The organism is Bradyrhizobium sp. USDA 241 (genome assembly GCF_049739505.1).
Classification (GTDB): domain Bacteria; phylum Pseudomonadota; class Alphaproteobacteria; order Rhizobiales; family Xanthobacteraceae; genus Bradyrhizobium; species Bradyrhizobium liaoningense.
Genome location: NZ_JBMGPZ010000004.1, coordinates 1614175 through 1636304 on the forward strand (window position 1 = coordinate 1614175; position 22130 = coordinate 1636304).

Annotated in this window: 18 protein-coding genes and 2 pseudogenes; 12 read left to right on the forward strand and 8 right to left on the reverse strand. The window is 63.9% G+C overall.

All coding sequences use genetic code 11. From position 1 onward, the window contains the following. Window positions 1-101 precede the first annotated feature (101 nt). Window positions 102-335 (forward strand): hypothetical protein, encoded by a 234-nt coding sequence (locus ABIF91_RS17435; RefSeq protein WP_028176848.1) that lies wholly within the window; start codon window positions 102-104, stop codon window positions 333-335. Between the two features lie 190 nt (window positions 336-525). Continuing rightward, complete coding sequence (locus tag ABIF91_RS17440) at window positions 526-1713, forward strand: extracellular catalytic domain type 1 short-chain-length polyhydroxyalkanoate depolymerase (RefSeq protein ID WP_028176847.1); 1188 nt, start codon at window positions 526-528, stop codon at window positions 1711-1713. A 213-nt stretch (window positions 1714-1926) separates the two neighbouring features. Here the strand turns inward: ABIF91_RS17440 and ABIF91_RS17445 are convergent, their stop codons facing one another. Then, window positions 1927-2607, reverse strand: a complete 681-nt coding sequence (locus tag ABIF91_RS17445) for an MBL fold metallo-hydrolase (protein ID WP_028176846.1) — start codon at window positions 2605-2607, stop codon at window positions 1927-1929. Between the two features lie 184 nt (window positions 2608-2791). On the opposite strand from ABIF91_RS17445, the gene ABIF91_RS17450 reads away from it, so the two are divergent. Together ABIF91_RS17450 and ABIF91_RS17455 are read left to right on the forward strand one after the other, a co-directional pair. Further along, window positions 2792-4393 (forward strand): alpha-amylase family glycosyl hydrolase, encoded by a 1602-nt coding sequence (locus ABIF91_RS17450; RefSeq protein WP_284280565.1) that lies wholly within the window; start codon window positions 2792-2794, stop codon window positions 4391-4393. 70 nt (window positions 4394-4463) lie between these two features. Next, window positions 4464-4955: an MmcB family DNA repair protein gene (locus ABIF91_RS17455; RefSeq protein ID WP_028176844.1), complete on the forward strand. Its 492-nt coding sequence runs from the start codon at window positions 4464-4466 to the stop codon at window positions 4953-4955. A 70-nt stretch (window positions 4956-5025) separates the two neighbouring features. On the opposite strand, the gene ABIF91_RS17460 is transcribed toward ABIF91_RS17455, so the two are convergent. From ABIF91_RS17460 to ABIF91_RS17470, 3 genes are all read right to left on the reverse strand, one after another. Then, the gene (locus ABIF91_RS17460) at window positions 5026-6015 is read right to left on the reverse strand and encodes a c-type cytochrome (RefSeq protein ID WP_244430106.1); all 990 of its coding nucleotides are present in this window, start codon (window positions 6013-6015) and stop codon (window positions 5026-5028) included. A gap of 381 nt (window positions 6016-6396) precedes the next feature. Beyond that, entirely contained in the window at window positions 6397-6951 is a 555-nt protein-coding gene (locus tag ABIF91_RS17465; protein ID WP_028176842.1) for an ActR/PrrA/RegA family redox response regulator transcription factor, read from the reverse strand. A 102-nt stretch (window positions 6952-7053) separates the two neighbouring features. Beyond that, window positions 7054-8376, reverse strand: coding sequence for an ActS/PrrB/RegB family redox-sensitive histidine kinase (locus ABIF91_RS17470; RefSeq protein ID WP_424579281.1), 1323 nt, complete (start codon window positions 8374-8376; stop codon window positions 7054-7056). 108 nt (window positions 8377-8484) lie between these two features. Between ABIF91_RS17470 and ABIF91_RS17475 the strand changes: the two genes are divergently transcribed. The 4 genes from ABIF91_RS17475 (at window position 8485) to ABIF91_RS17490 (ending at window position 12921) form a co-directional block, all read left to right on the forward strand. Continuing rightward, window positions 8485-9288, forward strand: a complete 804-nt coding sequence (locus ABIF91_RS17475) for an ABC transporter ATP-binding protein (protein ID WP_028176840.1) — start codon at window positions 8485-8487, stop codon at window positions 9286-9288. Window positions 9289-9499: 211 nt separating this feature from the next. Further along, on the forward strand, window positions 9500-10318 hold the full coding sequence (locus tag ABIF91_RS17480) for an ABC transporter permease (protein ID WP_028176839.1): 819 nt from the start codon (window positions 9500-9502) through the stop codon (window positions 10316-10318). A 122-nt stretch (window positions 10319-10440) separates the two neighbouring features. After that, window positions 10441-11769 (forward strand): polyhydroxyalkanoate depolymerase, encoded by a 1329-nt coding sequence (locus tag ABIF91_RS17485; RefSeq protein ID WP_424579282.1) that lies wholly within the window; start codon window positions 10441-10443, stop codon window positions 11767-11769. 312 nt (window positions 11770-12081) lie between these two features. Continuing rightward, complete coding sequence (locus ABIF91_RS17490) at window positions 12082-12921, forward strand: M48 family metallopeptidase (protein ID WP_028176837.1); 840 nt, start codon at window positions 12082-12084, stop codon at window positions 12919-12921. A 158-nt stretch (window positions 12922-13079) separates the two neighbouring features. Here ABIF91_RS17490 and ABIF91_RS17495 read toward each other — a convergent pair. Continuing rightward, a pseudogene (locus ABIF91_RS17495) lies at window positions 13080-13394 on the reverse strand (hypothetical protein); the annotation flags it as partial. 107 nt (window positions 13395-13501) lie between these two features. On the opposite strand from ABIF91_RS17495, the gene istA reads away from it, so the two are divergent. Then, window positions 13502-15259, forward strand: a complete 1758-nt coding sequence (istA, locus tag ABIF91_RS17500; protein WP_100214066.1) for an IS21-like element IS1631 family transposase — start codon at window positions 13502-13504, stop codon at window positions 15257-15259. A 4-nt stretch (window positions 15260-15263) separates the two neighbouring features. After that, the gene (gene istB / locus ABIF91_RS17505) at window positions 15264-16031 is read left to right on the forward strand and encodes an IS21-like element IS1631 family helper ATPase IstB (protein WP_038952109.1); all 768 of its coding nucleotides are present in this window, start codon (window positions 15264-15266) and stop codon (window positions 16029-16031) included. Window positions 16032-16720: 689 nt separating this feature from the next. Here the strand turns inward: istB and ABIF91_RS17510 are convergent. Next, the gene (locus ABIF91_RS17510) at window positions 16721-18934 is read right to left on the reverse strand and encodes a transglycosylase domain-containing protein (RefSeq protein ID WP_028176835.1); all 2214 of its coding nucleotides are present in this window, start codon (window positions 18932-18934) and stop codon (window positions 16721-16723) included. A 168-nt stretch (window positions 18935-19102) separates the two neighbouring features. Here ABIF91_RS17510 and ABIF91_RS17515 point away from each other — a divergent pair, with 168 nt between their 5' ends. After that, a complete protein-coding gene (locus tag ABIF91_RS17515; protein WP_424579283.1) occupies window positions 19103-19528 on the forward strand; it encodes a DUF1330 domain-containing protein in 426 nt (141 codons plus the stop codon). Window positions 19529-19696: 168 nt separating this feature from the next. Here the strand turns inward: ABIF91_RS17515 and ABIF91_RS17520 are convergent. Together ABIF91_RS17520 and ABIF91_RS17525 are read right to left on the reverse strand one after the other, a co-directional pair. Then, window positions 19697-20922, reverse strand: a pseudogene (locus tag ABIF91_RS17520) (ABC transporter substrate-binding protein). Window positions 20923-21056: 134 nt separating this feature from the next. After that, on the reverse strand, window positions 21057-21473 hold the full coding sequence (locus ABIF91_RS17525) for a DUF1304 domain-containing protein (protein WP_080659860.1): 417 nt from the start codon (window positions 21471-21473) through the stop codon (window positions 21057-21059). 40 nt (window positions 21474-21513) lie between these two features. On the opposite strand from ABIF91_RS17525, the gene ABIF91_RS17530 reads away from it, so the two are divergent. After that, on the forward strand, window positions 21514-22044 hold the full coding sequence (locus ABIF91_RS17530) for a methylated-DNA--[protein]-cysteine S-methyltransferase (RefSeq protein ID WP_028176832.1): 531 nt from the start codon (window positions 21514-21516) through the stop codon (window positions 22042-22044). Window positions 22045-22130: the final 86 nt, after the last annotated feature.

The following is a 22130-nucleotide window of genomic DNA, read 5'->3' on the forward strand; positions in this document are numbered from 1 at the left end:
GAGACGGCAAGGCTACGTGCCTGATGGCGCGAACGCAATCGCGCGATGTCCCGCGCAGCGGAATGCAGGCATGCGAGCTGAGGTGAGCATCGCGCACCAGATTGCTGATCGAGGGCTGCGCGCTGCAGATCGCAGGCCTTGCTGCGCTCGCGCTCGTCACATTTCATGTCGATGTGCCGATGTCGCTCGCGTCTGCGCTCATCATGATCATCTTCGCTGATGGTCGGGGACTTCTGATGGCCGCTCACGGCGCGGTGTTGTCCACCGCCCAAGCCGTGCAATCAGCGCGCGCAGGATCTGTCGTCTCGCTCAGGCCGTTTGTGACATCATCATGATTTGCGCCGCATTTCCGGCATGCATGCCCGCGCATCTGCACGATGTTGAGGCATTGCGGTTAATACGTGGGGATTCCTGCAGGAATCCGTGGCCTTTTCGCGAGATTGACAGCGCACGGTCTTTTTATTGTGCAATGCAGCAACTATCTGGTTGGGCTGGACGTTGAACGTCGCTCACCAGGAAGTTGCCGTGTCGTTAGCCAAGAATATCGATCTCTTGAGACGTCTGCCGAGGCTGGACGGACTGCGCTTTGGCGAGCTCGGCCGCAGCGCTGATTCATCGAGCCCCTTGGAGGAGGTTCTTGGCTTCGGCGACAATCCCGGAGCCTTGCGCATGTTCACGTTCGTGCCGGCGCAATTGCAGAAGCCGCGCGCGCTCGTCGTCGTGCTGCATGGCTGCGGGCAGACGGCAGCCGGTTACGATCTCGGCGCGGGCTGGTCGACGCTGGCAAGGCACTATGGCTTCGCGCTGCTGATGCCCGAGCAGCAGCGTGTCAACAACGGCAACACCTGCTTCAACTGGTTCAATCCGGAAGACACCGTGCGCGGCGGCGGCGAGGCGCATTCGATCCGCGAGATGATTGCGCACATGGTCGAGACGCACCGCATCGATTCCAGGCGCGTCTTCATCACCGGCCTGTCGGCCGGCGGCGGCATGACGACGGTGATGCTCGCGACCTATCCGGAAGTCTTCGCGGCCGGCGCGGTCATTGCCGGACTGCCCTATGGCATCGCCTCGAATCTGCGCGAGGCGCTCGAGGGCATGTTTCATTCCCCGGCGCGTCCCGCGCGCGAGCTCGGCGATCTCGTGCGCAGCGCCTCGGATCATCGCGGACCCTGGCCGAAGGTCTCGGTGTGGCACGGCAGCGCCGACCGCACCGTCAATCCCGGGAATGCCAACGAGATCGTCAAACAATGGCTCGACCTGCACGACCTGCCTGACGCGCCGATGGCGGAGACGGTCGTCGACGGCTATCCGCGCCAGGCCTGGTGGAACAAGGACGGCGAGACGCTGGTCGAATCCTACGCCATCACCGACATGGCGCATGGCACGCCGCTCGGGATCGCCGACAACGATCAGCGCTACGGCGTCGAAGGCGCATTCCTGATCGAGGCCGGCATCTCCTCGTCCTATCACATCGCAAAGTTCTTCGGCCTCACCGGCTGGATTCCGGACGCCGCGACGAGGAAGGCGGAAGCCAAGCCTGCCATGAACTCTGCACCGAAGCCGGCGCTGTCGCCCGCGCCGCATCTCGCCCGCTCGATCCGTGCAGCAATTGCCGAAGAGCAGGCCGAGCCGCAGCGCGAAAAGGCTCGCGGCTTCGATCTCGGCCAGATCATCACGCGCGCGCTCACGGCCGCGGGATTGATGAAATAGCTCCATCCCCGCTGTCGTCCCGGACAAGCGCGCCCCAAGCGCGCGCCGATCCGGGACCCATACTCCCAGGATTGAGTGAGGCGCGAAAGCGCAACTCCGAGTCCCCGTAACCACGTCTCCCTGTGGTTATGGATCCCGGATCTGCGCTTGCGCTTGTCCGGGACGACGGCGGAGTTTGTGGCGGACTGTCGGTGACGCCAGCGGAGCTTGTGGCTACATCTCGCCGGTGATGAACGGATTGGTCATGCGCTCCTGGCCGATGCTCGAGCCGGCGCCATGGCCGCAGATGAAGCCGACTTCGTCGCCGAGCGGCAGCAGCTTTGTCTTGATCGAATTGATCAGCGTGGCGTGACTGCCGCCGGGCAGATCGGTGCGGCCGACCGAGCCTGCAAACAGGACGTCGCCGACATGAGCAAATCGTAACGCATTGTTGAAGAACACCACGCTGCCGGGCGAATGGCCCGGGCAGTGCAGGATGTCGAAGGATAGCTCGCCGATCGACACGCTATCGCCTTCGTCGAGCCAGCGGTCCGGCGCGAAATCGCGCACGCCGGTCATGCCGAACCGCGCGCCGCTTGCGACCACGTTGTCGAGCAGGAACTTGTCCGCGACATGCGGGCCCTCGATCGGCACCTTCAGCGCCTCGCGCAGCTCGGCCGCGCCGCCGACATGATCGATATGGCCGTGAGTCAGCCAGATCTTCTCCACGGTGACGCCGGTCTGCTTGATCGCGTCCAGGATCTTCGGCACGTCTCCGCCGGGATCGATCACCGCCGCCTTCTTGGTGGGCTCGTCCCAGATGATGGTGCAGTTCTGCTCGAACAGCGTCACGGGAACGATGATCGCGCCTGCCTTGGGTGGCGAGGAGTCCTGGGTGTCAGTTTGCTCGGTCATGGCGCCACAATGCCGATTTTTGTCAGTCCGCCAAGCAAAAGATTCGCAAAAGATTCGGTCCGAGAGCTTCGGGAACAGCCGCGGTTCTCGTCACACGGCCGTCCCAATTGGCCTGCCAATTTGAACCGGGGGCGATGCTGTCGCGTTCTCCCGCGCAAGGCGCAGATTTTGGGTGGTCTTCGGCATGGCTCAAGGCAACGAGAACTGGTGGCGCGACGGCATCTTCTATCAGATCTATCCGCGCTCGTTTCAGGACTCCGATGGCGACGGCGTCGGCGATCTCGCCGGCATCCTCAGGCGGCTGCCTTACGTCAAATCGCTCGGCGTCGACGCGATCTGGCTGTCGCCGATCTTTCCCTCGCCGATGGCGGATTTCGGCTACGACATCTCGGATTATGTCGGCATCGAGCCGCTGTTCGGCACGATGGCCGATTTCGACGCGTTGCTCGCGGCCGCCCATGACAACGGCTTGAAGCTGATCCTCGATCTCGTGCCGAACCACACCTCGGACCAGCATCCCTGGTTCATCGAGAGCCGGTCGTCGCGCGACAATCCCAAGCGCGACTGGTACATCTGGCGCGATCCCGCGGCTGACGGCGGCGCGCCGAACAACTGGCTGTCCGAGTTCGGCGGCAGCGCGTGGCAATTCGACGAGACCACGGGTCAATATTACTACCACGCCTTCCTCGCCCAGCAGCCGGACCTGAACTGGCGCAATCCGGACGTCCGCGCCGCGATCTACGACGTGATGCGGTTCTGGCTCGACAAGGGTGTCGATGGCTTTCGCGTCGACGTGATCTGGCACCTGATCAAGGACGCCGAATTCCGCGACAACCCGCCCAACCCGCATTATGTCGAGGGCAGGCCGCCGAACGAGAAGATCCTGACGCAGTACTCGACCGATCAGCCGGAGGTGCACGATGTCATCGCCGAGATGCGGCGCGTCATCGATTCCTATGGCACCCGCGTCCTGATCGGCGAGATCTATCTGCCGCTGCATCGCCTCATGGCCTATTACGGCAACGATCTCACCGGCGCGCAGATGCCGTTCAATTTCGCGCTGCTCTCGACCTTCTGGAGCGCGCGCTCGATCGAGAAGATCATCGAGGACTACGAGAAGGCGCTGCCGAAGGGCGCCTGGCCGAACTGGGTGCTGGGCAATCATGATCGGCCGCGCGTGGCGAGCCGCGTCGGTCCCGAGCAGGCCCGCGTCGCGGCCATGCTGCTGCTGACGCTGCGCGGCACGCCGACGCTCTATTACGGCGACGAGATCGGCATGCACCAGCTCGCGGTCGCGCCGGAGGACGTGCGCGATCCGTTCGAGAAGAACGTGCCCGGCATCGGCGTCGGCCGCGATGGCTGCCGCACGCCGATGCAATGGGATTCGTCGAACTTCTCCGGTTTCTCGCAAGTGAGGCCGTGGCTGCCGCTGCCGGAGGATCATATCCGCGAGAATGTCGCCAATCTCGAAGCCGATGGGCGCTCGATCCTCAATCTCTACAAGCGCCTGATCGCGCTGCGGAGGAGCTGTCCCCCGTTGATCGCGGGCGACTACCACCCGATCTCGGCGCAAGGCGATCTCCTGATCTACCGCCGCGAGGCCGGTGCCAGGGCGGTGATCGTGGCGCTCAATCTCGGGCCCGAGCCGGTCGCTGTGACCACCAGCGCGATCCGATTCGGCAGCGAGATATTGCTGTCGACGTTCCTCGATCGCGAGGGCGAGCGGCTGGAAGGCGTGCTGGATTTGCGCGGCAATGAGGGCGTGGTGGTGGCGCTGCCCGCCTGACTGTCGTCCCGGGGCGCGCGAAGCGCGAGCCCGGGTGTCCGCCCCTCATGGAATCGGCTATCCTCCCCCCATGGACAACACCGCTCGCAACATCGCCCTCGTGCCGCCGCCGGACCGTCGCCAGTCTGAGACCGCGCTCGCCATCGCGCGCGGCACCGCGCGTCTGTTACGTTCGCTCGGCTTCTCCTGCATCAGCGAATTGCCGCTGCCGTCGGGCCGGCGCGCCGATCTGGTAGCGCTCAATGAGCGCGGCGAGATCTGGATCGTCGAGATCAAGTCGTCGGTGGAGGATCTGCGCGCCGACCAGAAATGGCACGAATACCGCGCCCATTGCGACCGGCTGTTCTTCGCCTTCACGCAGGATCTGCCGTGCGAGATCTTCCCCGATGACACCGGCCTGATCATCGCCGACGCCTATGGCGCGCATCTGCATTGCGAGGCGCCCGAGCACAAGATGGCAGCACCGACGCGCAAGCAGATGACCGTGCGGTTCGCGATGGCGGCAGCCTTGCGGATCAACCGGCTGGTCGACCCGCAGGGCCACGCGGATTTCTGGGAATAGGCGGCCCGGGCGAAGCGTGGCGTGATCGTCTCCTCGTGATACGAGGTCGCCGGTTGTCCTTCTGTCCGGACTACTTTTTGGCGTGCGCCGCCCGGATCGGACCGAAAGGTCCGTACATATGCTGCTGCTGATCGAAACCATCAGCGTACGGTCCGTAAGGCGCATCGACCGGCTTGGTCGAAAGGTCTGGATAGTCCTTGTCGAGACCGGCCTTTTTCGGACGCGGTTGAGAGATCATATAAACAGCCACATCCCATGCCTGCTCGACCGTGAGCTGCGGATCCAGATAGTCCGTCCCGTGCGGCATGTTGAAGTGCACGAAGTTCGCCGCAGTAATCAACCGCGCCATGCCGGCGCCATCATTGAAACTATCCGGGCCCCAGAGCGGCGGCACCATGTAGCCGAGATCGACGCTCGGCACGCTGCGGCGTATTCCGGAGCCGTCCTCATTGTGACAGGAAAGACAAGCCTTCGCATAGATCGCCTTGCCGCGAACCGGGTCGGCCGCCCGATCGAGCTCAGGCATCGATCCGGTACCGAGTCCTGACAATGCCTTGCCGGCTGGCACGCCGGACGACAGAAACCTGATGTAGGCCACGATGGCTTGCATTTCCGGACTGTCGAGCGGCAGCGCGCGACCATTCATGCTGCGCGACATGCACGAGTTCACACGATCCTCGATCGTGATCTCGGCGCCAAGGCGGGCGCTGTATTGCGGGAAGAGCTCGAACAATCCAAAGATCGGCAAGCCGAATTTTTTCGTACCGGCTTCGAGATGGCAGTTGCTGCAGGCGAGATTATTGCCGGCATAACGCTTGGCTGGGTCCGGCACCTCCGGCCCGATATGGGCGTAGGTCGCCGTGATGAGGTCGCGCCCGCGCCGCACGAGCCGGCCATGAGCGTCATCAGGCAGCGCGCCGACTTCCGGTACCGTCCAGACCGGAGAGGATATCTGCTGAGCTCGCACCGCGGCTGGCGCGGCTACGGCGATGACAGCGACGGCCACCGCGCGCATCGTCCAGAAGCCAAGCAGTGCAAGAAGCGGCGTAGGGTGAACCATCGATCTCTCGACATCAGGTGGATATTGGACGCGCCAATTCGATGCGCCAGGTCGACGCGATGATCCGCCGTCCGAGGTTAACGTCGGGTTCAACGAACTCGCGAGGCCAACACTCGGGTTTACCGACACGACGCCGGGACGTCAGGCCGGGGCACATTCAGGGGCCGACCGACCTTAGGCATGTTGAGCTATGGGAGCTTGAGCTATGGGAGCGCGCCCGTCGAGTTGCGAAATTCGCAGCCGACCCGGCTTTCGCTGCCGCCGATTACCTCCGCGGAAACGACCATCCTCCGGGTCAACGGCAACGCTTCGACCACGCCAAGCATCTCCGCCTCAGCCTCAAAGGCCAGAGATCTGCGTTCTCATCAGTGAACGCCGAGACTACCTCGGCGCGCGCTTGGCCAGAATGCGCTGCAGCGTGCGACGGTGCATGTTGAGCCGGCGCGCCGTTTCCGAGACGTTGCGGTTGCACATTTCGTAGATGCGCTGGATGTGCTCCCAGCGCACGCGGTCGGCCGACATCGGATTGGTCGGCAGCTCGGATTTCTCCGCGCTGGTCGACAGCAATGCCGCGACGACGTCGTCGGCATCCGCGGGCTTGGAGAGATAATCGATCGCGCCCATCTTCACCGCGGTGACGGCGGTGGCGATGTTGCCATAGCCGGTCAGCACGATCGCGCGTGCATCGGGGCGCTTCTTCTTCAGCGCCGAGACCACGTCGAGGCCGTTGCCGTCGCCGAGCCGCAAATCCACCACCGCGAATGCCGGTGCCGACTTGCCGATCTGCGCAAGTCCGTCCGAGACGGTGTCGCACGATGTCACCGAGAAGCCCCGCGTCTCCATGGCGCGCGACAGCCGCTCCAGAAACGGCTTGTCGTCTTCCACGATGAGAAGCGAGCGGTCGCTCTGTTCGTTCAGTTCGGCAATGGCGTTCAAGGTTTTGTCCTCTCTCCAGCGCATCGACATATGGCCTCGCAATCACGCGGTGCCAAGGTCGCCGATAGTCGATCGGCCCTGTTGTGCGACGCAAGGTCGCGGCTATTCTATTGTTTCTTCGTGCGTCTCGATAGCCTCAAAACGCTGCCTGGGCCATGAGATCTGGACCACCGCGCCGTGTTCCGGAAAGGTACGATTGGTAAACGAGACCTTGGCGCCGGTGCGTTCCAGCAAGGTACGCGCGATGAACACGCCGAGGCCGAGGCCGCGTCGTCCGCCGCCGCCATCGTCCTGGGTACGGCGCCGCGATAGATAGGGCTCGCCGATCCGGTTGAGGATGTCGGGCGGAATGCCCGGTCCGTCGTCGGAGATCACGAGTTCGATAGTGTCCTTGTTCCACCATGCGTTCACCTCGACGGTGGTGCGGGCGAAATCGACCGCGTTCTCGACGATGTTACCGATGCCGTACAGGATCGCCGGATTGCGCGAGCCGACCGGCTCGGCCGCCGCGGCCACCGCGATCCGCACCTTGATCTCGACGCCGAAATCGCGGTGCGGCGCCACCACCTCCTCGATCAGCTCCGACATCTTCATGCGGTCGAACGGCGCGCCGGTGGAGGAGAGCTGGGTGATCTTGCTCAGGATGTCGCGGCAGCGCTGCGTCTGCTCGCGCAAGGTCTTCAGGTCGGCGGCAAAGCTTGGGTCCTTCACCGTCTTTTCCAGTTCGCGCGAAATCAGGAAAATTGTCGCGAGCGGCGTGCCGAGCTCGTGCGCGGCGGCGGCGGCGAGTCCGTCGAGCTGGGTCAGATGCTGCTCGCGCGTCAGCACCAGCTCGGTCGCGGCCAGTGCGTCCGCGAGCTTGCGCGCCTCCTCGGTGACCTGGAACGAGTAGAGGCTGGTGACGCCGATCGCGAGCGCGATCGAGAGCCAGACGCCGACGAGATAGACCGGCGGCAGCACCAGCGGATCGTCGGAATCCCATGGCAGCGGAAAATGGAAGAAGAACAGGAGCGAAGCGCAGGCAACCGCGAGCAGGCCGAGGCCGAAGGTGAAACGGGCCGGCAGCGCGGTGGCCGAGATCAGCACGGGCGCGAGGAACAGGAACGAGAACGGGTTCTGCAGGCCGCCGGTGAAGAACAGCAGGCCGGCCAGCTCCACGATGTTCAGCGCGAGCAGCCCGGCCGCCTGCATCGGCTCCAGCCGCTGCATCGGATTGGCCGCGGTCTGGAGCGCCAGATTGAGTGCCGCCGACAAAGCGATGATGCTGACACAGGGGATGATCTCGACGTTGAACTCCAGCCCCTGTGCCACGATGAAGATCGCGGCCAGCTGGCCCAGCACCGCAAGCCAGCGCAGCCGCAGGATCGTGTCCAGCCGGATGTGCCGCTGCGCGTGGCGGAAGTCGGAAGCGGCAATTTCGTTCATATCGGACAATGTGCTGGTGCTTTCTCGATCACAAACGCTGGGCTCGCGGAACCACGCAGGCATTACAAGCCTTGCGCTATCGGCTGCAATAGCAGAAGAACGGCCAGCATGACCGAGAATGACAAGGCTTCAAGTCGGCCGACTGTCGCGGATCGCAGCTCGTCCGCGGCAATCGCGGTCGATCACCTCGTCAAGGTCTACAAGCAGACCCGCGCCGTCGACGATATCTCCTTCACGCTTCCGCGCGGCAGCATCACCGGCCTTCTGGGCGGCAATGGCGCCGGCAAGACCACGACCATCGCGATGATCATGGGCCTGGTGCTGCCGACCTCCGGCCGCGTGCAGGTGCTGGGGCATCGCATGCCCGAGGAGAGCGCGGCCGTGCTGGGCCGGATGAATTTCGAGAGTCCCTATGTCGACATGCCGATGCGGCTCACGGTGCGGCAGAACCTCACCGTGTTCGGCAAGCTTTATGCGGTGAAGAATCTCTCTGACCGCATCGCGAAGCTCGCCGAGGATCTCGACCTCACCGAATTCATCGACCGCGCCAACGGCAAGCTCTCGGCCGGTCAGAAGACCCGCGTGGCGCTGGCGAAGGCGCTGATCAACCAGCCCGAGCTGCTGCTCCTGGACGAGCCGACCGCCTCGCTCGACCCGGATACCGCCGACTGGGTGCGCGCGCATCTGGAACGCTATCGCCGGGACAACAACGCCACCATTCTGCTGGCCTCGCACAACATGCTCGAGGTCGAACGGCTCTGCGACCGCGTCATCATCATGAAGCGCGGCCGCATCGAGGACGACGACGCGCCGGAAGCGATCATGGCCCGCTACAACCGCACCACCCTGGAGGAGGTGTTTCTGGACGTCGCGCGCGGCCGGGTGAACGGCGCGCAGGAGCCGGCGCGATGAGGGGGAGCGGTCTTCGTAGTCCGGATGGAGTCCGTCATCCCGGGGCGCGACATAGTCGCGAGCCCGGGATCCATAACCACAGGATTGAATTTGGCGAAGACTCGGGGTCATCAGTCTCGCCCTGCAATCGCCGCTTGTGGTTATGGATTCCGGGCTCGCGCTCCGCGCGCCCCGGAATGACGGGACTTGGTTTGGGCCAAGGGCTGCGCCAATGACCGAGCTCTCCCTCCATCGCGGCATCTCCGTTCATCGCATCGGCGCGATGATCCTGCGCTACTGGTATCTCTTGCTGTCGTCCTGGCCGCGGCTGCTCGAGCTGCTGTACTGGCCGGCGCTGCAGGTCATCACCTGGGGCTTCCTCCAGCTCTACATCGCCGAGAACGCCAGTTTCTTCGCGCGCGCCGGCGGCACGCTGATCGGCGCCGTCATCCTCTGGGACATCCTGTTCCGCGGACAGCTCGGCTTCTCCATCTCGTTCCTGGAAGAGATGTGGGCGCGCAACCTCGGCAACCTCATGATGAGTCCGCTCAAGCCGATCGAGTTTCTGCTGTCGCTGATGGTCATGAGCCTGATCCGGCTCGCGATCGGCGTCATCCCGATGACGCTGATCGCGCTGTTCCTGTTTCACTTCAACGTCTATGCCCTCGGCCTGCCGCTGATCGCCTTCTTCTGCAATCTGATCTTCACGAGCTGGTCGGTCGGCATCTTCGTCTCGGGTCTGGTGCTGCGAAACGGCCTTGGCGCCGAAAGCATCGTCTGGACCCTGATGTTCGCGATCATGCCGCTCGCCTGCATCTACTATCCCGTCAGCGTGCTGCCGGTCTGGTTGCAATACGTCGCCTGGACGTTGCCGCCGACCTACGTGTTCGAGGGAATGCGGGCCCTGTTGATTGAGCACACCTTCAGGACCGATCTGATGCTGGCTGCGTTGGCCATCAACGGAGTGCTGCTGGTTGCATCTTTTGGGGCATTCCTTGCCCTTTTGCGCAGCGCCAGAAAGCACGGCTCGCTGCTGGCGGGGGGCGAATAATGTCACTTTCTCGTGGATTCAGGCTGGTTTGGCCGCCTTCGGCTACGTAGATGTACGGAACCATGCATTGACGCAATATTACGCATTCGGCAGTATGTTGCGATGCGAAGAGGAATATAGCAATGCCCATTGGTGAGTTCGGCGGCGCACCGCCGCTGGCGGCAGAAGGCAGTCCGGTCCTGACGACGCCGATGTACTGGATGTACGAGATGGCTCATGCCTCTCTCAATCCGGCACGTGCGGTCACCGACGCGACCAAGCTGCTGTTTCAGAATCCCCTCAACCCCTGGGCGCGCACCGAGGTCGGCAAGTCAGTCGCCGCGGCCTGCGAATTGTTCGAGCGCACCACGCGCCGCTACGGCAAGCCGGAATGGGGTCTCGACGACACCGAGGTCAACGGCATCCGCGTCCCCGTCGAGATCCGCTCGGTCTGGGAAAAGCCGTTCTGCAGGCTGCTCTATTTCGATCGCAAATTCACCCGCCCGCTGCGCAGCCCGCAGCCGCGCGTGCTGATCGTGGCCCCGATGTCCGGCCATTATGCGACGCTTCTGCGCGGCACCGTCGAGGCTTTCCTGCCGGCGCATGAGGTCTACATCACCGATTGGGCCGATGCCCGCATGGTCCCCCTGAGTGAAGGCCGCTTCGATCTCGACGACTACATCGACTATGTCATCGAGATGCTGCACGTCCTCGGCGGCAACACCCATGTCATGGCGGTGTGCCAGCCCTCCGTGCCCGTCGTCGCAGCCGTCTCGGTCATGGAGGCGCGCCGCGATCCGTTCGTGCCGACGTCGATGACGCTGATGGGCGGCCCGATCGACACCCGCCGCAATCCGACCGCGGTGAACAACCTCGCCCAGGAGCGCGGTATCGACTGGTTCCGCAACCACGTCATCACCAAGGTGCCGTTCCCGCATCCGGGCATGATGCGCGACGTCTATCCGGGATTCCTGCAGCTGAACGGCTTCATCAGCATGAATCTCGATCGGCACATGGATGCGCACAAGCAGCTGTTTGCCAATCTGGTGAAGGGCGACGGCGATCTCGTCGACAAGCATCGCGACTTCTATGACGAATATCTCGCGGTGATGGATCTCTCGGCCGAGTATTACCTGCAGACCGTCGACACCGTGTTCGTGAAGCACTCGCTGCCGAAGGGCGAGATGACTCATCGTGGAATCCGCGTCGAACCGTCCAAGGTCAAGCGCGTCGCGTTGATGACGGTCGAAGGCGAGAACGACGACATCTCCGGCCTCGGTCAGACGGAAGCAACACACGGTTTGTGCAGCTCGATCCCCGATCATCGTCGCGTTCATTACGTCCAGAAGGGCGTCGGACATTACGGCGTGTTCAACGGATCGCGTTTCAAGTCGGAGATCGTGCCGCGGATTCACGACTTCATGGTTTCGGCTGCGAATCCGAGCTCGTTACAGGCTCTCGCGGCCGAATAGAGCGTTTTCGAGCGAAGTGGTGGCCGGTTCGCGTAAAGAAAACGCGTCGGAATAAGAATCTGGAGCCGTTCCGATTTTCATCGGAACGGCTCTGGCCGCGAATTTCGGCTTTCCCGTCGAAATTTCGGCCCTGTCGGAGCCTCCGGCGGTGGGTAAGTTCCCGCCGGATTCGCGGTATTCAGGTAGCTTTATAGGAGTGAGTCCGTCCTCACCTCTTGGGGGTGTCGCATGCGTCCCGCGGGGGCGAAAAAACCCGGTTCCAACCCCAGTCTGTAGGGTCTCCCGGGCTCCTGACCGCTGTATATTGGGCAAATGATTTGTTTTTGCGCCGAGCGCTTTCCCTGGCGGCGGTTATGGCAGAATCCGGGCGAACTCCTGCTCCCCGGACTGACAGACATGGCCACTCGCGCACTCCTTTATCGTCGGCCCCACGAACCGAAGACCCTCGTCATCACGCACGGATCGCAATTTTTTGCGATTCGGCTGCGCCGGCACCGGCGTGCGCGCCGCTACACGCTCAGAATTCATCCGAGCGACCGCGAAGCCATCCTCACCATGCCGCCGCGCGGCACGCTCGCGGAAGCCAAGGACTTCGCGCAGCGTCACGGTGCGTGGATCGCCGCACGTCTCGGCCGCCTGCCGAAGGCCGCGCCCTTCCAGCCGGGCACGGTGATACCGCTGCGCGGCACGCCCCATCGTATCGTTCATCGCGCCGGCGCGCGCGGCACGGTGTGGACCGAGATGCGCGAGTCCGGTGAACGCATTCTCTGCGTCGCCGGCGGCCTCGAGCATGTCGATCGCCGCGTCGGCGACTTCCTCAAGCGCGAGGCCCGCCGCGATCTGCAGCGCTCGGCGGAAGCCTATGCCGCCGAGCTCGGGGTCAGGGTCAAGCGACTCTCGATCCGCGATCAGTCCAGCCGCTGGGGCTCCTGCACCTCGGCCGGCTCGCTGTCGTTCTCCTGGCGCCTGATCCTCGCACCGCCCTTCGTGCTCGACTATCTCGCCGCCCACGAAGTCGCTCATCTCGTCGAGATGAACCATTCGGCGCGGTTCTGGCGCGTGTGCGGCAAGGTCTGCCCATCGATGGAGCGCGCCAAGAAGTGGCTCGACACGCACGGCAACGACCTGCACCGGTATGGGGTCGAGGAGTAGGCTCTCACTACCCGCCTAACACTCGCTGTCGTCGTCCGGCTTGACCGGACGACCCAGTATTCCAGAGACGGTTGTTGTTGAGCCGGGGCGCGGTGCTGTACTAGATGCCCCGCTTTCGCGGTAAGTGACGGCAGAGAGCGGGGCGGCTTCAACCACCCTCATGCACTGAAATCCGCACTCGTTCCCGCCTGCGCGCGTGAGGCCAGATAGGCTGATTGCTGCTGCGCGCCAGCCGTCTGACCCTCCGCCACCATCGCCTGGAACGCCGCGTCGAGTTGCTCGCGACTATATGTCGTGGGCCTGCTCTCGCGCGGCGTCCATTGCGATTGCGTGATGGCCGTGGAGGCCTTCTCGACGGTGCCGCCAAGCTCGGCGTATCTGTCGGCCCGCCATTGCGCCAGGTCCGGCCCGCTCAAGCCGGGAGGATCCTCGAGCTTGCCGACCTTCGCCGCGGCCTGGTTGGTCATCACCGACCCCGTGGGTCGGTCAAAATCCCCCGGGTATGGTCACTTGAAACTCCCCCACCTGATGATCGCCGTCAGCGCCGCTGAACAGCAGTAGCCGGTCAGGCAGGACGTTTATGTTCGACCCCTTTAGCCAGCAAGGGGCCGGGGAGTTGAACGTCTTGAAGCGACATCTGCAAAGCACCGTACTTACATTACTTGATCGCAACACCAGCCAGCGCGAGATTCACCGGCTGACGGGTGTCGATCGCAAGACGATCCGGCGTTATCAGGCGCTGCGGGCCGGTGCGGAGGCAAATTCCCCCGGGGAAGTGACCACCGGCTCGGTGAGCGCGGACGGCCAAATTCCTCCACCCCGACCACCGGCTTTTGGGACATCGGAAGCGACGGTCACCAGCAGCCTGGCCCGTTCGGCTTGCGAAGCGCATCGGACGTGGATCGAAGAACAGGTCCGGCTGAAGCGGAACGCGCAGGCGATTTACCAGGACCTGGTTGATCAATTTGGCTTTCCGTCCAGCTACCAGAGTGTCAAGCGGTTTGTGCGCCGGTTGCGGCACGCTGATCCTGAGCAGTTTGATCGTCTTGAGTTCCTCCCCGGCGAGGAAGCTCAGGTCGACTATGGCGAGGGCGCGCCGACGGTTGATCCGAAGAGCGGGCGGTACCGTCGTCCCCGCCTGTTCGTGATGACGCTACGCTACTCGCGGCGCAGCTTCCGGCGGGTAGTCTGGAAGTCCAGCCAACAAGTCTGGGCGCAGCTCCACGAAGAGGCGTTCCGGTATTTTGGCGGGGTCCCCAGCTATGTCGTGCTCGACAACCTGAAGGAAGGCGTCCTCAAGCCGGATTTGTACGAGCCCCAGCTCAACCCGATTTACAGCGCGATGCTGGCTCATTACGCCGTGGTCGCCGATCCCGCGCGCGTGGCCGATCCAAATCGGAAAGGATGCGTCGAGAATGCGATTCAACATACCCAGGGCACTGCGCTGGCCGGACGGCGCTTCGAGACGCTGGAGGCGCAAAACGAGTTCTTGAGGCACTGGGAGGAGAACTGGGCTTCCAAACGCATCCACGGCAGCACGCGCCGTCAGGTCGAGGCGATGTTCCAGGAAGAGAAGCCGCACCTGCGGCCGCTGCCTGTCGCTCCCTTCCGCATCTTCACCGAAGTCGTCCGGACTGTCTGCGACGACACCACCGTACGCGTCGACAACAGCTATTACGCCGCGCGGCCCGCGCCGATCGGCAGCCAGGTCGTCGTGCGCATCTACACCACCACGATCGAGATCCGTGATCGCCACACCCGTGCGCTGCTGCGTGTTCATTCCCGGATGGCGCACCCCGGTTCTGTCGTCCTGCCGACCAGCGAACGGCCGTTCAACCCGTCGCGGCAAACCGCCGTGCTGCTGGCGAGCGCCGAGCGCATCGGACCGCAGACCAGGGCCTTGTGCCAGCAGGTGTTCGACACCGAAGGGCGCCCCGGACAGCGCGCGATGTGGGGCATTGTCGGGCTGGGCCGGAAGTATCCGGCGCGGCTGGTCGAGCAGGCCTGCGCGCACGCCATCGACAACCGCATCTACCGCTACAAGCACGTGCGTGCGACCGTCGAGCGGTTGTTCGAACAGGCGATCGAGCAGGTTGGAGTGACGCCACAGCCGGCATCGCCGCTCACCCAGGATCATCCGCTGATCCGTACCCCCGCGGAATACGGCGACCTCTTCAGCCGCGCTGTGCGGCGCGACGCCGACGACAATGGTCGGCAGGCCGAGGCTCACGACGATCACGCCACGGCAATCCGCGCTCGTGTCGCCTGCGCAACCCCGGCCAACTCCGGCGCCACGAGCGCTCCCGCTGCACCTTCTCACCTTAAACTGGAGACCTAGCCACATGATGACCATGCCGGAAATTGAGCGTTGCCTACGACAGCTGCGCCTGTCGGGTGTCCGCGACACGCTGCAGACGCGCGTGCTCCAGGCGCAGGGCGCCAACCAGCCCTTCCTCGAGACCTTCTCCCTTATCCTGCAGGATGAACTGGACCGTCGTCAGTCCCGTCTTATCGAGCGGCGATACCAGCAATCCGGGCTCGACGAAAAGCTGACGCTCGCCGAGTTCGACTGGTCCTTCAATCCCAAACTGCCACGTCAGACCTGCTTCCAGCTCCACACCCTGGCGTTCATTGCCGCTGGCGAGAACGCTCTGCTTGTTGGCAAACCTGGCACCGGGAAGTCGCACATCGCCAAGGCGATTGCCTATCAGGCGATCCTGCAAAGCCACAAGGTCCAGTATCTTGAGACCGACGACTTCTTCCACCGCTACGCCCTGAACTCTCCGGCACAACGCGAGGTCCGGCTGCGAACCATCATCGACTGCGATCTCCTCGTGCTGGACGATCTATTCCTCGCACGCGCCATCCCCGACGACGCCGGCACTTTGCTGCAGACCCTGATCCATCAGCGTTACAAACTGCGCCGCAGCGTCATCGTCACCTCCAATCGCGTCGTGCAGGATTGGGGGGCATACCTTGGGGACAACACTATGAGCACGACGATCCTCGATCGCCTTATGCATCATTGCCATCTGCTTGAGTTCGACGGACGCAGCTATCGGCTCAAAGAAGCCGCTGAAGCTCTTGCCCGGGAAACAAACTCAAACTAACAGTCCCTTGTCCTGCCTCGCGGGTGGAGGAATTTGACTGACCACACCCGGAGGAATTTGAAGTGACCCGCGGGGTCACCGAGGACCCGCCATTGTACAACGTGGCCACCACCTTGCCGTCAACCTTGACCTGAGCGTAGGTGTTCTCCGGTGCGTTGTCTGCGGCGAGCGGTTGCGTCGCACTCGCGTCGTGAGTCCTCAGCCAGTTCGTTGCCAGGAGGTCGCGCAGGTGGGGATTGTCCGCCGCCGATATCACCTTGGCACCTGACAGCGGCTTGACTTGCGAGACGTCAATCCGGAAGCCGCTGGTCGCAGCGTCAGTCGCGTCCGGTACCACCGGTTGGAGACCCGATGCCGCATTCGACGCGGGAGTTGATGCGGGCCGCAGATGAGGCAACGCCGCACCGGATACATTTGAAATCATCGAACGCTCCCAGGTCCCTGCTCGACCTATGAGAGCAAATCCCGGGCCGAAGACGGGTGCTTGAAGAGATTGGTGTTTTTCCCATCAGCCATGCGTGGGTCGCGGTCGATCTTGCCGCGCTGGGCAGGAATTGCCGAAGTGGTGAAGCGCGCGCTTCAGGCTCTGCGCTGCCCGAGCAAGCCGTTGATTTCGTTATCCTCGGCTACTGTGCATGGGGTTGTTTTCGCAGTTCTTGTTTCGAGGTCATCGAAATCTCGGGCAGAGCCTATCGGTTTCCGCCAAACAGCCGGTCCATCAGCCAGCCATCGAGTCCTGCCGCAGCCTCGGGCCGTACATTGGCGCGCGTCGGTGGCGGGCGATAGCCGCCATTGTTCGCCGCTGCCGGTCCGGGCGCTGCCGCTGTCGGCGGCGACACCTGCGAGGCCGCCTGCGCGAGGTTCGACAAGCCCCAGCCGCCGGGTGCACTCGGCAGGTTTGCCACCGGCACGCCCTCATGCGCAGCCTTCATGAAGCGCGTCCAGACTTCCACTGGCAGGCCGCCGCCGGTCGCCTTCTTGGTCGGCGAGTTGTCGTCGTTGCCGAGCCAGACGCCGGTGACGAGGTTGGCGGTGTAGCCGATGAACCAGGCGTCGCGATAATCCTGGCTGGTGCCGGTCTTGCCGGCGGCCGGCCAGCCGGGAATCTCGGCCTTCTTGGCGGTGCCTGATATCAGCGTCTCCCGCATCATCGCGTTCATCATGCCGACATAGCGGGGCTCGATGACCTGGTTGCGCTCCTCCGGCTGGCGCATGTAGAGCAGCTTGCCGCTGAGCGTCCTGATCCGCGTCACGACATGCGGCGCCACCGCGAGGCCGCCATTGGCGAAGGGCGCATAGGCGCCGACCAGCTCGACCACGGAGACCTCGGAGGTGCCGAGCGCGATCGAGGCATTGGGCTCGAGCTTGGAGGAGATGCCGAGCCGGTGCGCGGTGCGCACCACGTTCTTCGGCCCGACCTCGAGGCCGAGGCGGATCGCGACCGTGTTGAGCGACATCGCCAGCGCCTGCGTCAGCGTCACCGCGCCGAAATATTCGTGGGTGTAGTTCTCGGGTCTCCAGCCCTTCACCTCGATCGGCGCGTCCTGGCGCATCGTGTCGGGTGTCAGCCCCTGCTCGAGCGCGGTGAGGTACACGAACGGCTTGAACGAGGAGCCCGGCTGGCGCTTGGCGGTCACAGCCCGGTTGTACTGGCTGTCGGAATAGTTCCGCCCGCCGACCATGGCGCGCACCGCGCCGTCGGGCGTCATCGCCACCAGCGCGCCCTGGCTGACATTGAACTTCACGCTCTTGGCCGCGAGCTCATCGATGATCGCGGCTTCCGCCACGCTCTGCAGTTTCGGATCGATCGTGGTCTCGACCTTGATGCTCTCGTCGATCTGGCCGACCAGGTCGTCCAGCACCTCGCCGATCCAGTCGGCGACGTAATTGACCGTGCCGGCGCCGGCCGGCTTCACATTGTAGGAGGGATGGCCGATCGAGGCCTTCGCCTGCGCGTCGGTGATGAATTTCGCGTCCGCCATCGCCGCGAGCACGATCTGCGCGCGCGCCTCGGCGCCTTCCGGATTGCGGTTCGGCGCAAGGCGCGACGGCGACTTGACGAGGCCGGCCAGCATCGCGGCTTCGGCAATCGTGACGTTCTTCGCCGACTTGCCGAAATATTTCTGCGCGGCGGCTTCGACGCCGTAGGCGCCGGAGCCGAAATAGACGCGATTGAGATAGAGCTCCAGGATGTCGTCCTTGGAGTGCTTGCGCTCCAGCCAGATCGCGAGCTCTGCCTCCTGCAGCTTGCGCTGTATGGTGCGCTCCTGGGTCAGGAACAGGTTCTTCGCGAGCTGCTGCGTCAGCGTCGAACCGCCCTGCGACACGCCGCGATGGAGCACGTTGGTGACGAGGGCCCGCAGGATGCCGACGGGATCGATGCCGAAATGCGAATAGAAGCGGCGATCCTCGATGGCGATGAACGCCTTCGGCAGGTAGGGCGGCAGGTCCTTCAGCGCGACATTGGCGCCGGCCATCTCGCCGCGCTGCGCCAGCATGCTGCCGTCCATGCCGACGATCTGGATCGTCGGCGGCCGCTTGGGAATCTCCAGCGACTGGATCGGAGGCAGATGGGCGCCGACATAGACCACGACGGCGATCACGGCGATGACGCCCCACAGGCTCAGCACCGCGCCCCAATAGACGAGGCGGCCGAGGCTGAAGCCGCTGCGCGACCTCGAGCGGCGCTTGGCGCCGCTGCGGCTGGCAGGTGCCTTCCGTTCGCGGGGCGGCTCGTCGCCGGCATCCTCGCTCTTGCGCCTGGCGGATGTCTTCGCAGATTTCTTCGGCTTGTCGTCGCCGCCGGGAACGCGGTCCGCAGCGGTCAGGCGCAGATCGGCGAGCGCCGCAGGCAAGCCGAACAGCGGCTCCTTCCGCGCACCCTTTTTCTTTCCCCACGCCATACGCAATACGCCCGGTCAGTCCGCCCCGCCGCACGCTAGCGGTCGCTGTTTAAGGCCCGGTTACCCTGACGTTAACGCGTGATTAGGAGGTGGGGCATTCGCCCGCCGCAGTTCCGCTCCCCTGCCGCCGGGGCTAGGATCGCCCGCATAAATAAAGAGGGAGCTCGCATGGGCCATATCGATCCGACCAAGGAGATCTTCGCGCAGTTCCGGGAGAACGACCGCCCGGGCCCGATCCACATGCTCAATCTGGTGCGCCTGCGGAAAGAAGCGGCCTATCCCGACGGCCGCAAGGCGAACGGCGCGGAGGCCTATGCGGCCTATGGCCGCGAGAGCGGGCCGGTGTTCGAACGGCTCGGCGGCCGCATCGTCTGGCAGGGCAAGTTCGAGCTGATGCTGATCGGCCCGCAGGAGGAGCGCTGGGACCATTGCTTCATCGCCGAATATCCCAGCGTCGCGGCCTTCGTCGAGATGATCCGCGATCCCGTCTATCGCGAGGCGGTGAAGCACCGCCAGGCCGCGGTGGAGGATTCGCGGCTGATCCGGCATGCCGTGCTGCCGGTGGGAAAGAATTTTGGCGAGATACCCATCTGAATGTCATGCGGCGAATCTCTCGCCATCGTCATGGCCGGGCTTGACCCGGCCATCCACGGCTTCCCTTTGGCCCAAGAACGTGAATGCCCGGGCCTTCGCCTCGCCGAAGCGGCTTCGGCCGCGCAGGCGGGACAAGCCCGGGCATGACGTCGCAGAGGCAGATGCGGCCTAACCCGACGGGCCCGTGTCCTCGATGATCGGTCCGAACAGCTCCCAGCGTTCGCCGTTGAACTTCATCATCTGCATCTGCTTGTTGACGCGGTAGTCGTTCGGGCCGGTGTTGATCTTGATACCCGGCAGCGCCAGGCTCGGCGTGTAGCCCTTGATGTTGGCGACCTGCTTCATGACGTTCTCACGCGTCAGGTCGTCGCCGCATTGCTTCAAGACCTGCACCAGCAGCTCGGCCACCGAATAGGCATAGGTGTTGATGGTGTTGAGCTTGTCGCCCTCCGGGAAATACTTGTCCATGAAGGCGAAGAAGGCCTTCACGCCCGGATCGTCCTTCCACTGGGGATCGCCCGGGTCCTTGCCGTAATTGGTCGAGATGATGCCCTTGGAGATATCGAGGCCGGCCGGCTTCAGCGTTGCCGACACCGGGCTCGCATTGATGTCGAGGATGTGCACAGGTGTCCAGCCGAGATCGGCAAGCTTCTTGATCGCCTGCGCCGCGAATTTCGGCGTCGAGGCGTCGAAGAACAGATCAACCCCCATCGACTTCACTTGACCACCTGGGAATCGACGGTCGGGTCGGTGACCTCGTAGGAGACCTCGCCGACGATCATGCTGGCGGCCTTGTCGCCGAGGCCGCTCTTGAGCCCCGCCAGATAGTCGCGGCCCATGTCGTCGTTCTGGTAGAGCACGCCGATCTTGGCGTTGGGATGCTCCTTGAGAATGTACTTGGCGTAGATCCGCCCCTCGGACACGTAATTGGGATTGTAGGCGATGGTCCAGGGATAGTTCTGCGGATCGTTGAAGCGCGCGGCGCCGGTCGAGGCGAGGAGTTGCGGGACCTTCTTGCCGTTGAGGTACTTCTGCACGGCGGCATTCGCGGCGGTGCCGATCAGCTGGAAGGTGAACAGCACTTCGTCGCCCTCGACGAGCTTGCGCACCTGCTCGACGGTTTTCGGTGGCGAATAGGCGTCGTCATACTGGATCAGGTTGATCTTGCGGCCGTTGATGCCGCCCTGATCGTTGATCATCTTGAAGTAGGCGGCCTGGGTCTTGCCGATATTGGCGTAGACGGAATAGGCGCCGGAGAACGGCACGGTCTGGCCGATCTTGATCTCGGTGTCGCTTGCGCCGGTGTCGTATTTCTTCTGGGCGAGGGCCTGGGTGGCGGAGACCGCGAAGGCGATCGCCGCCGTGGCAGCTATGAAGGCTCTGCGATTGTTCATCTTGGGTTGTTCCTCCTGACGGAATTTTCGGCCGACGGTCTTTCTCCGTTGATTGCAACGGTCGCCATCGCTGCCGAAGATTGTGGAGGAAGGTTCGCCGCGGCGCAAGGATCGCCGCGCTGCGCCGTAGCGTCTCAGGCCAAGAACAACGCAACCAGCGCGACCGCCGCCGGCAGCGCCTGCACCATCAGAATCCGCGTGCTGACGGTTGCTGCGCCATAGACGCCGGCTACGATCACGCAAAGCAGGAAGAACGCCTTGATCTGGAGCGCGAAGGCGGGATTGCCGTGCACGAGGCCCCAGAGCAGGCCGGCAGCGAGGAAGCCGTTATAGAGGCCCTGATTGGCGGCCAGCACTTTCGTGATCTCGGCCTTCTCCGGCGTATTCCGAAACACTTTGAGGCCCAGCGGCCTGTCCCAGAGAAACATCTCCAGGATCAGGAAGAAAACGTGCAGTGCCGCGACCAGCGCCACCAACACATTGGCGATCAGGATCAAGGTCAGCTCCCCCAAAAGCGTCAGCTTTCGGGTGGACGTTAGCACGGCCGGCATGGCAAGTGCGATGGGTGTGTTTCGATTGCCTGGTGCCGCGATGCCCGTTCGATCAATCAAGACGCCTGAACGCTTCGGCCTCGACCGCCTGACGACGCCGATCGGGATCGCGCTGCTTGTCACCGATGCTGATGGTGACTTGCGCGCGCTCGACTGGGAGGATTACGAGCACCGCATGCGCGGACTGTTGCGCCTGCATTACGGTGCCGTGGATCTGGGCAACCAGCCTGCGCCCGCGGATATGCGGACGGCGCTGTCCGGCTATTTCGAAGGCGAACTCGGCCAGCTCTCCGCCATCGCGTGGCGCATCGCCGGCACGCCGTTCCAGCAAAAGGTCTGGACCGCGCTTGCGCAAATCCCGGCGGGTACCACGCTGAGCTACGGCGCGCTCGCCGCAAGGATCGGCATGCCCAAGGCCATTCGTGCGGTCGGCCATGCCAACGGCTCCAACCCGATCAGCGTGGTGCTGCCCTGTCATCGGCTGATCGGCGCGGATGGCTCGCTGGTGAAGTACGGCGGCGGACTGGAGCGCAAGCGCTGGCTGCTGCGGCATGAGGGGGTGGAGGTGTGAGGGCGTAGCGAGCCGCTCTCTCTCCAAACGTCATTCCGGGGCGCCGCGTAGCGGCGAACCCGGAATCCATCAGGCCACACCGACCG

Excerpts from the sequence above, each read along its gene's own strand:
- ABIF91_RS17515 (WP_424579283.1), top strand. The coding sequence starts at position 19,103 with ATGGGCCATATCGATCCGACCAAGGAGATCTTCGCGCAGTTCCGGGAG.
- ABIF91_RS17485 (WP_424579282.1), top strand. The coding sequence starts at position 10,441 with ATGCCCATTGGTGAGTTCGGCGGCGCACCGCCGCTGGCGGCAGAAGGC.
- istB (WP_038952109.1), top strand. The coding sequence starts at position 15,264 with ATGATGACCATGCCGGAAATTGAGCGTTGCCTACGACAGCTGCGCCTG.
- ABIF91_RS17530 (WP_028176832.1), top strand. The coding sequence starts at position 21,514 with ATGCCCGTTCGATCAATCAAGACGCCTGAACGCTTCGGCCTCGACCGC.
- ABIF91_RS17470 (WP_424579281.1), bottom strand. The coding sequence starts at position 8,376 with ATGAACGAAATTGCCGCTTCCGACTTCCGCCACGCGCAGCGGCACATC.
- ABIF91_RS17490 (WP_028176837.1), top strand. The coding sequence starts at position 12,082 with ATGATTTGTTTTTGCGCCGAGCGCTTTCCCTGGCGGCGGTTATGGCAG.
- istA (WP_100214066.1), top strand. The coding sequence starts at position 13,502 with ATGTTCGACCCCTTTAGCCAGCAAGGGGCCGGGGAGTTGAACGTCTTG.
- ABIF91_RS17455 (WP_028176844.1), top strand. The coding sequence starts at position 4,464 with ATGGACAACACCGCTCGCAACATCGCCCTCGTGCCGCCGCCGGACCGT.
- ABIF91_RS17460 (WP_244430106.1), bottom strand. The coding sequence starts at position 6,015 with ATGGTTCACCCTACGCCGCTTCTTGCACTGCTTGGCTTCTGGACGATG.
- ABIF91_RS17525 (WP_080659860.1), bottom strand. The coding sequence starts at position 21,473 with ATGCCGGCCGTGCTAACGTCCACCCGAAAGCTGACGCTTTTGGGGGAG.
- ABIF91_RS17510 (WP_028176835.1), bottom strand. The coding sequence starts at position 18,934 with ATGGCGTGGGGAAAGAAAAAGGGTGCGCGGAAGGAGCCGCTGTTCGGC.
- ABIF91_RS17480 (WP_028176839.1), top strand. The coding sequence starts at position 9,500 with ATGACCGAGCTCTCCCTCCATCGCGGCATCTCCGTTCATCGCATCGGC.
- ABIF91_RS17475 (WP_028176840.1), top strand. The coding sequence starts at position 8,485 with ATGACCGAGAATGACAAGGCTTCAAGTCGGCCGACTGTCGCGGATCGC.
- ABIF91_RS17450 (WP_284280565.1), top strand. The coding sequence starts at position 2,792 with ATGGCTCAAGGCAACGAGAACTGGTGGCGCGACGGCATCTTCTATCAG.
- ABIF91_RS17445 (WP_028176846.1), bottom strand. The coding sequence starts at position 2,607 with ATGACCGAGCAAACTGACACCCAGGACTCCTCGCCACCCAAGGCAGGC.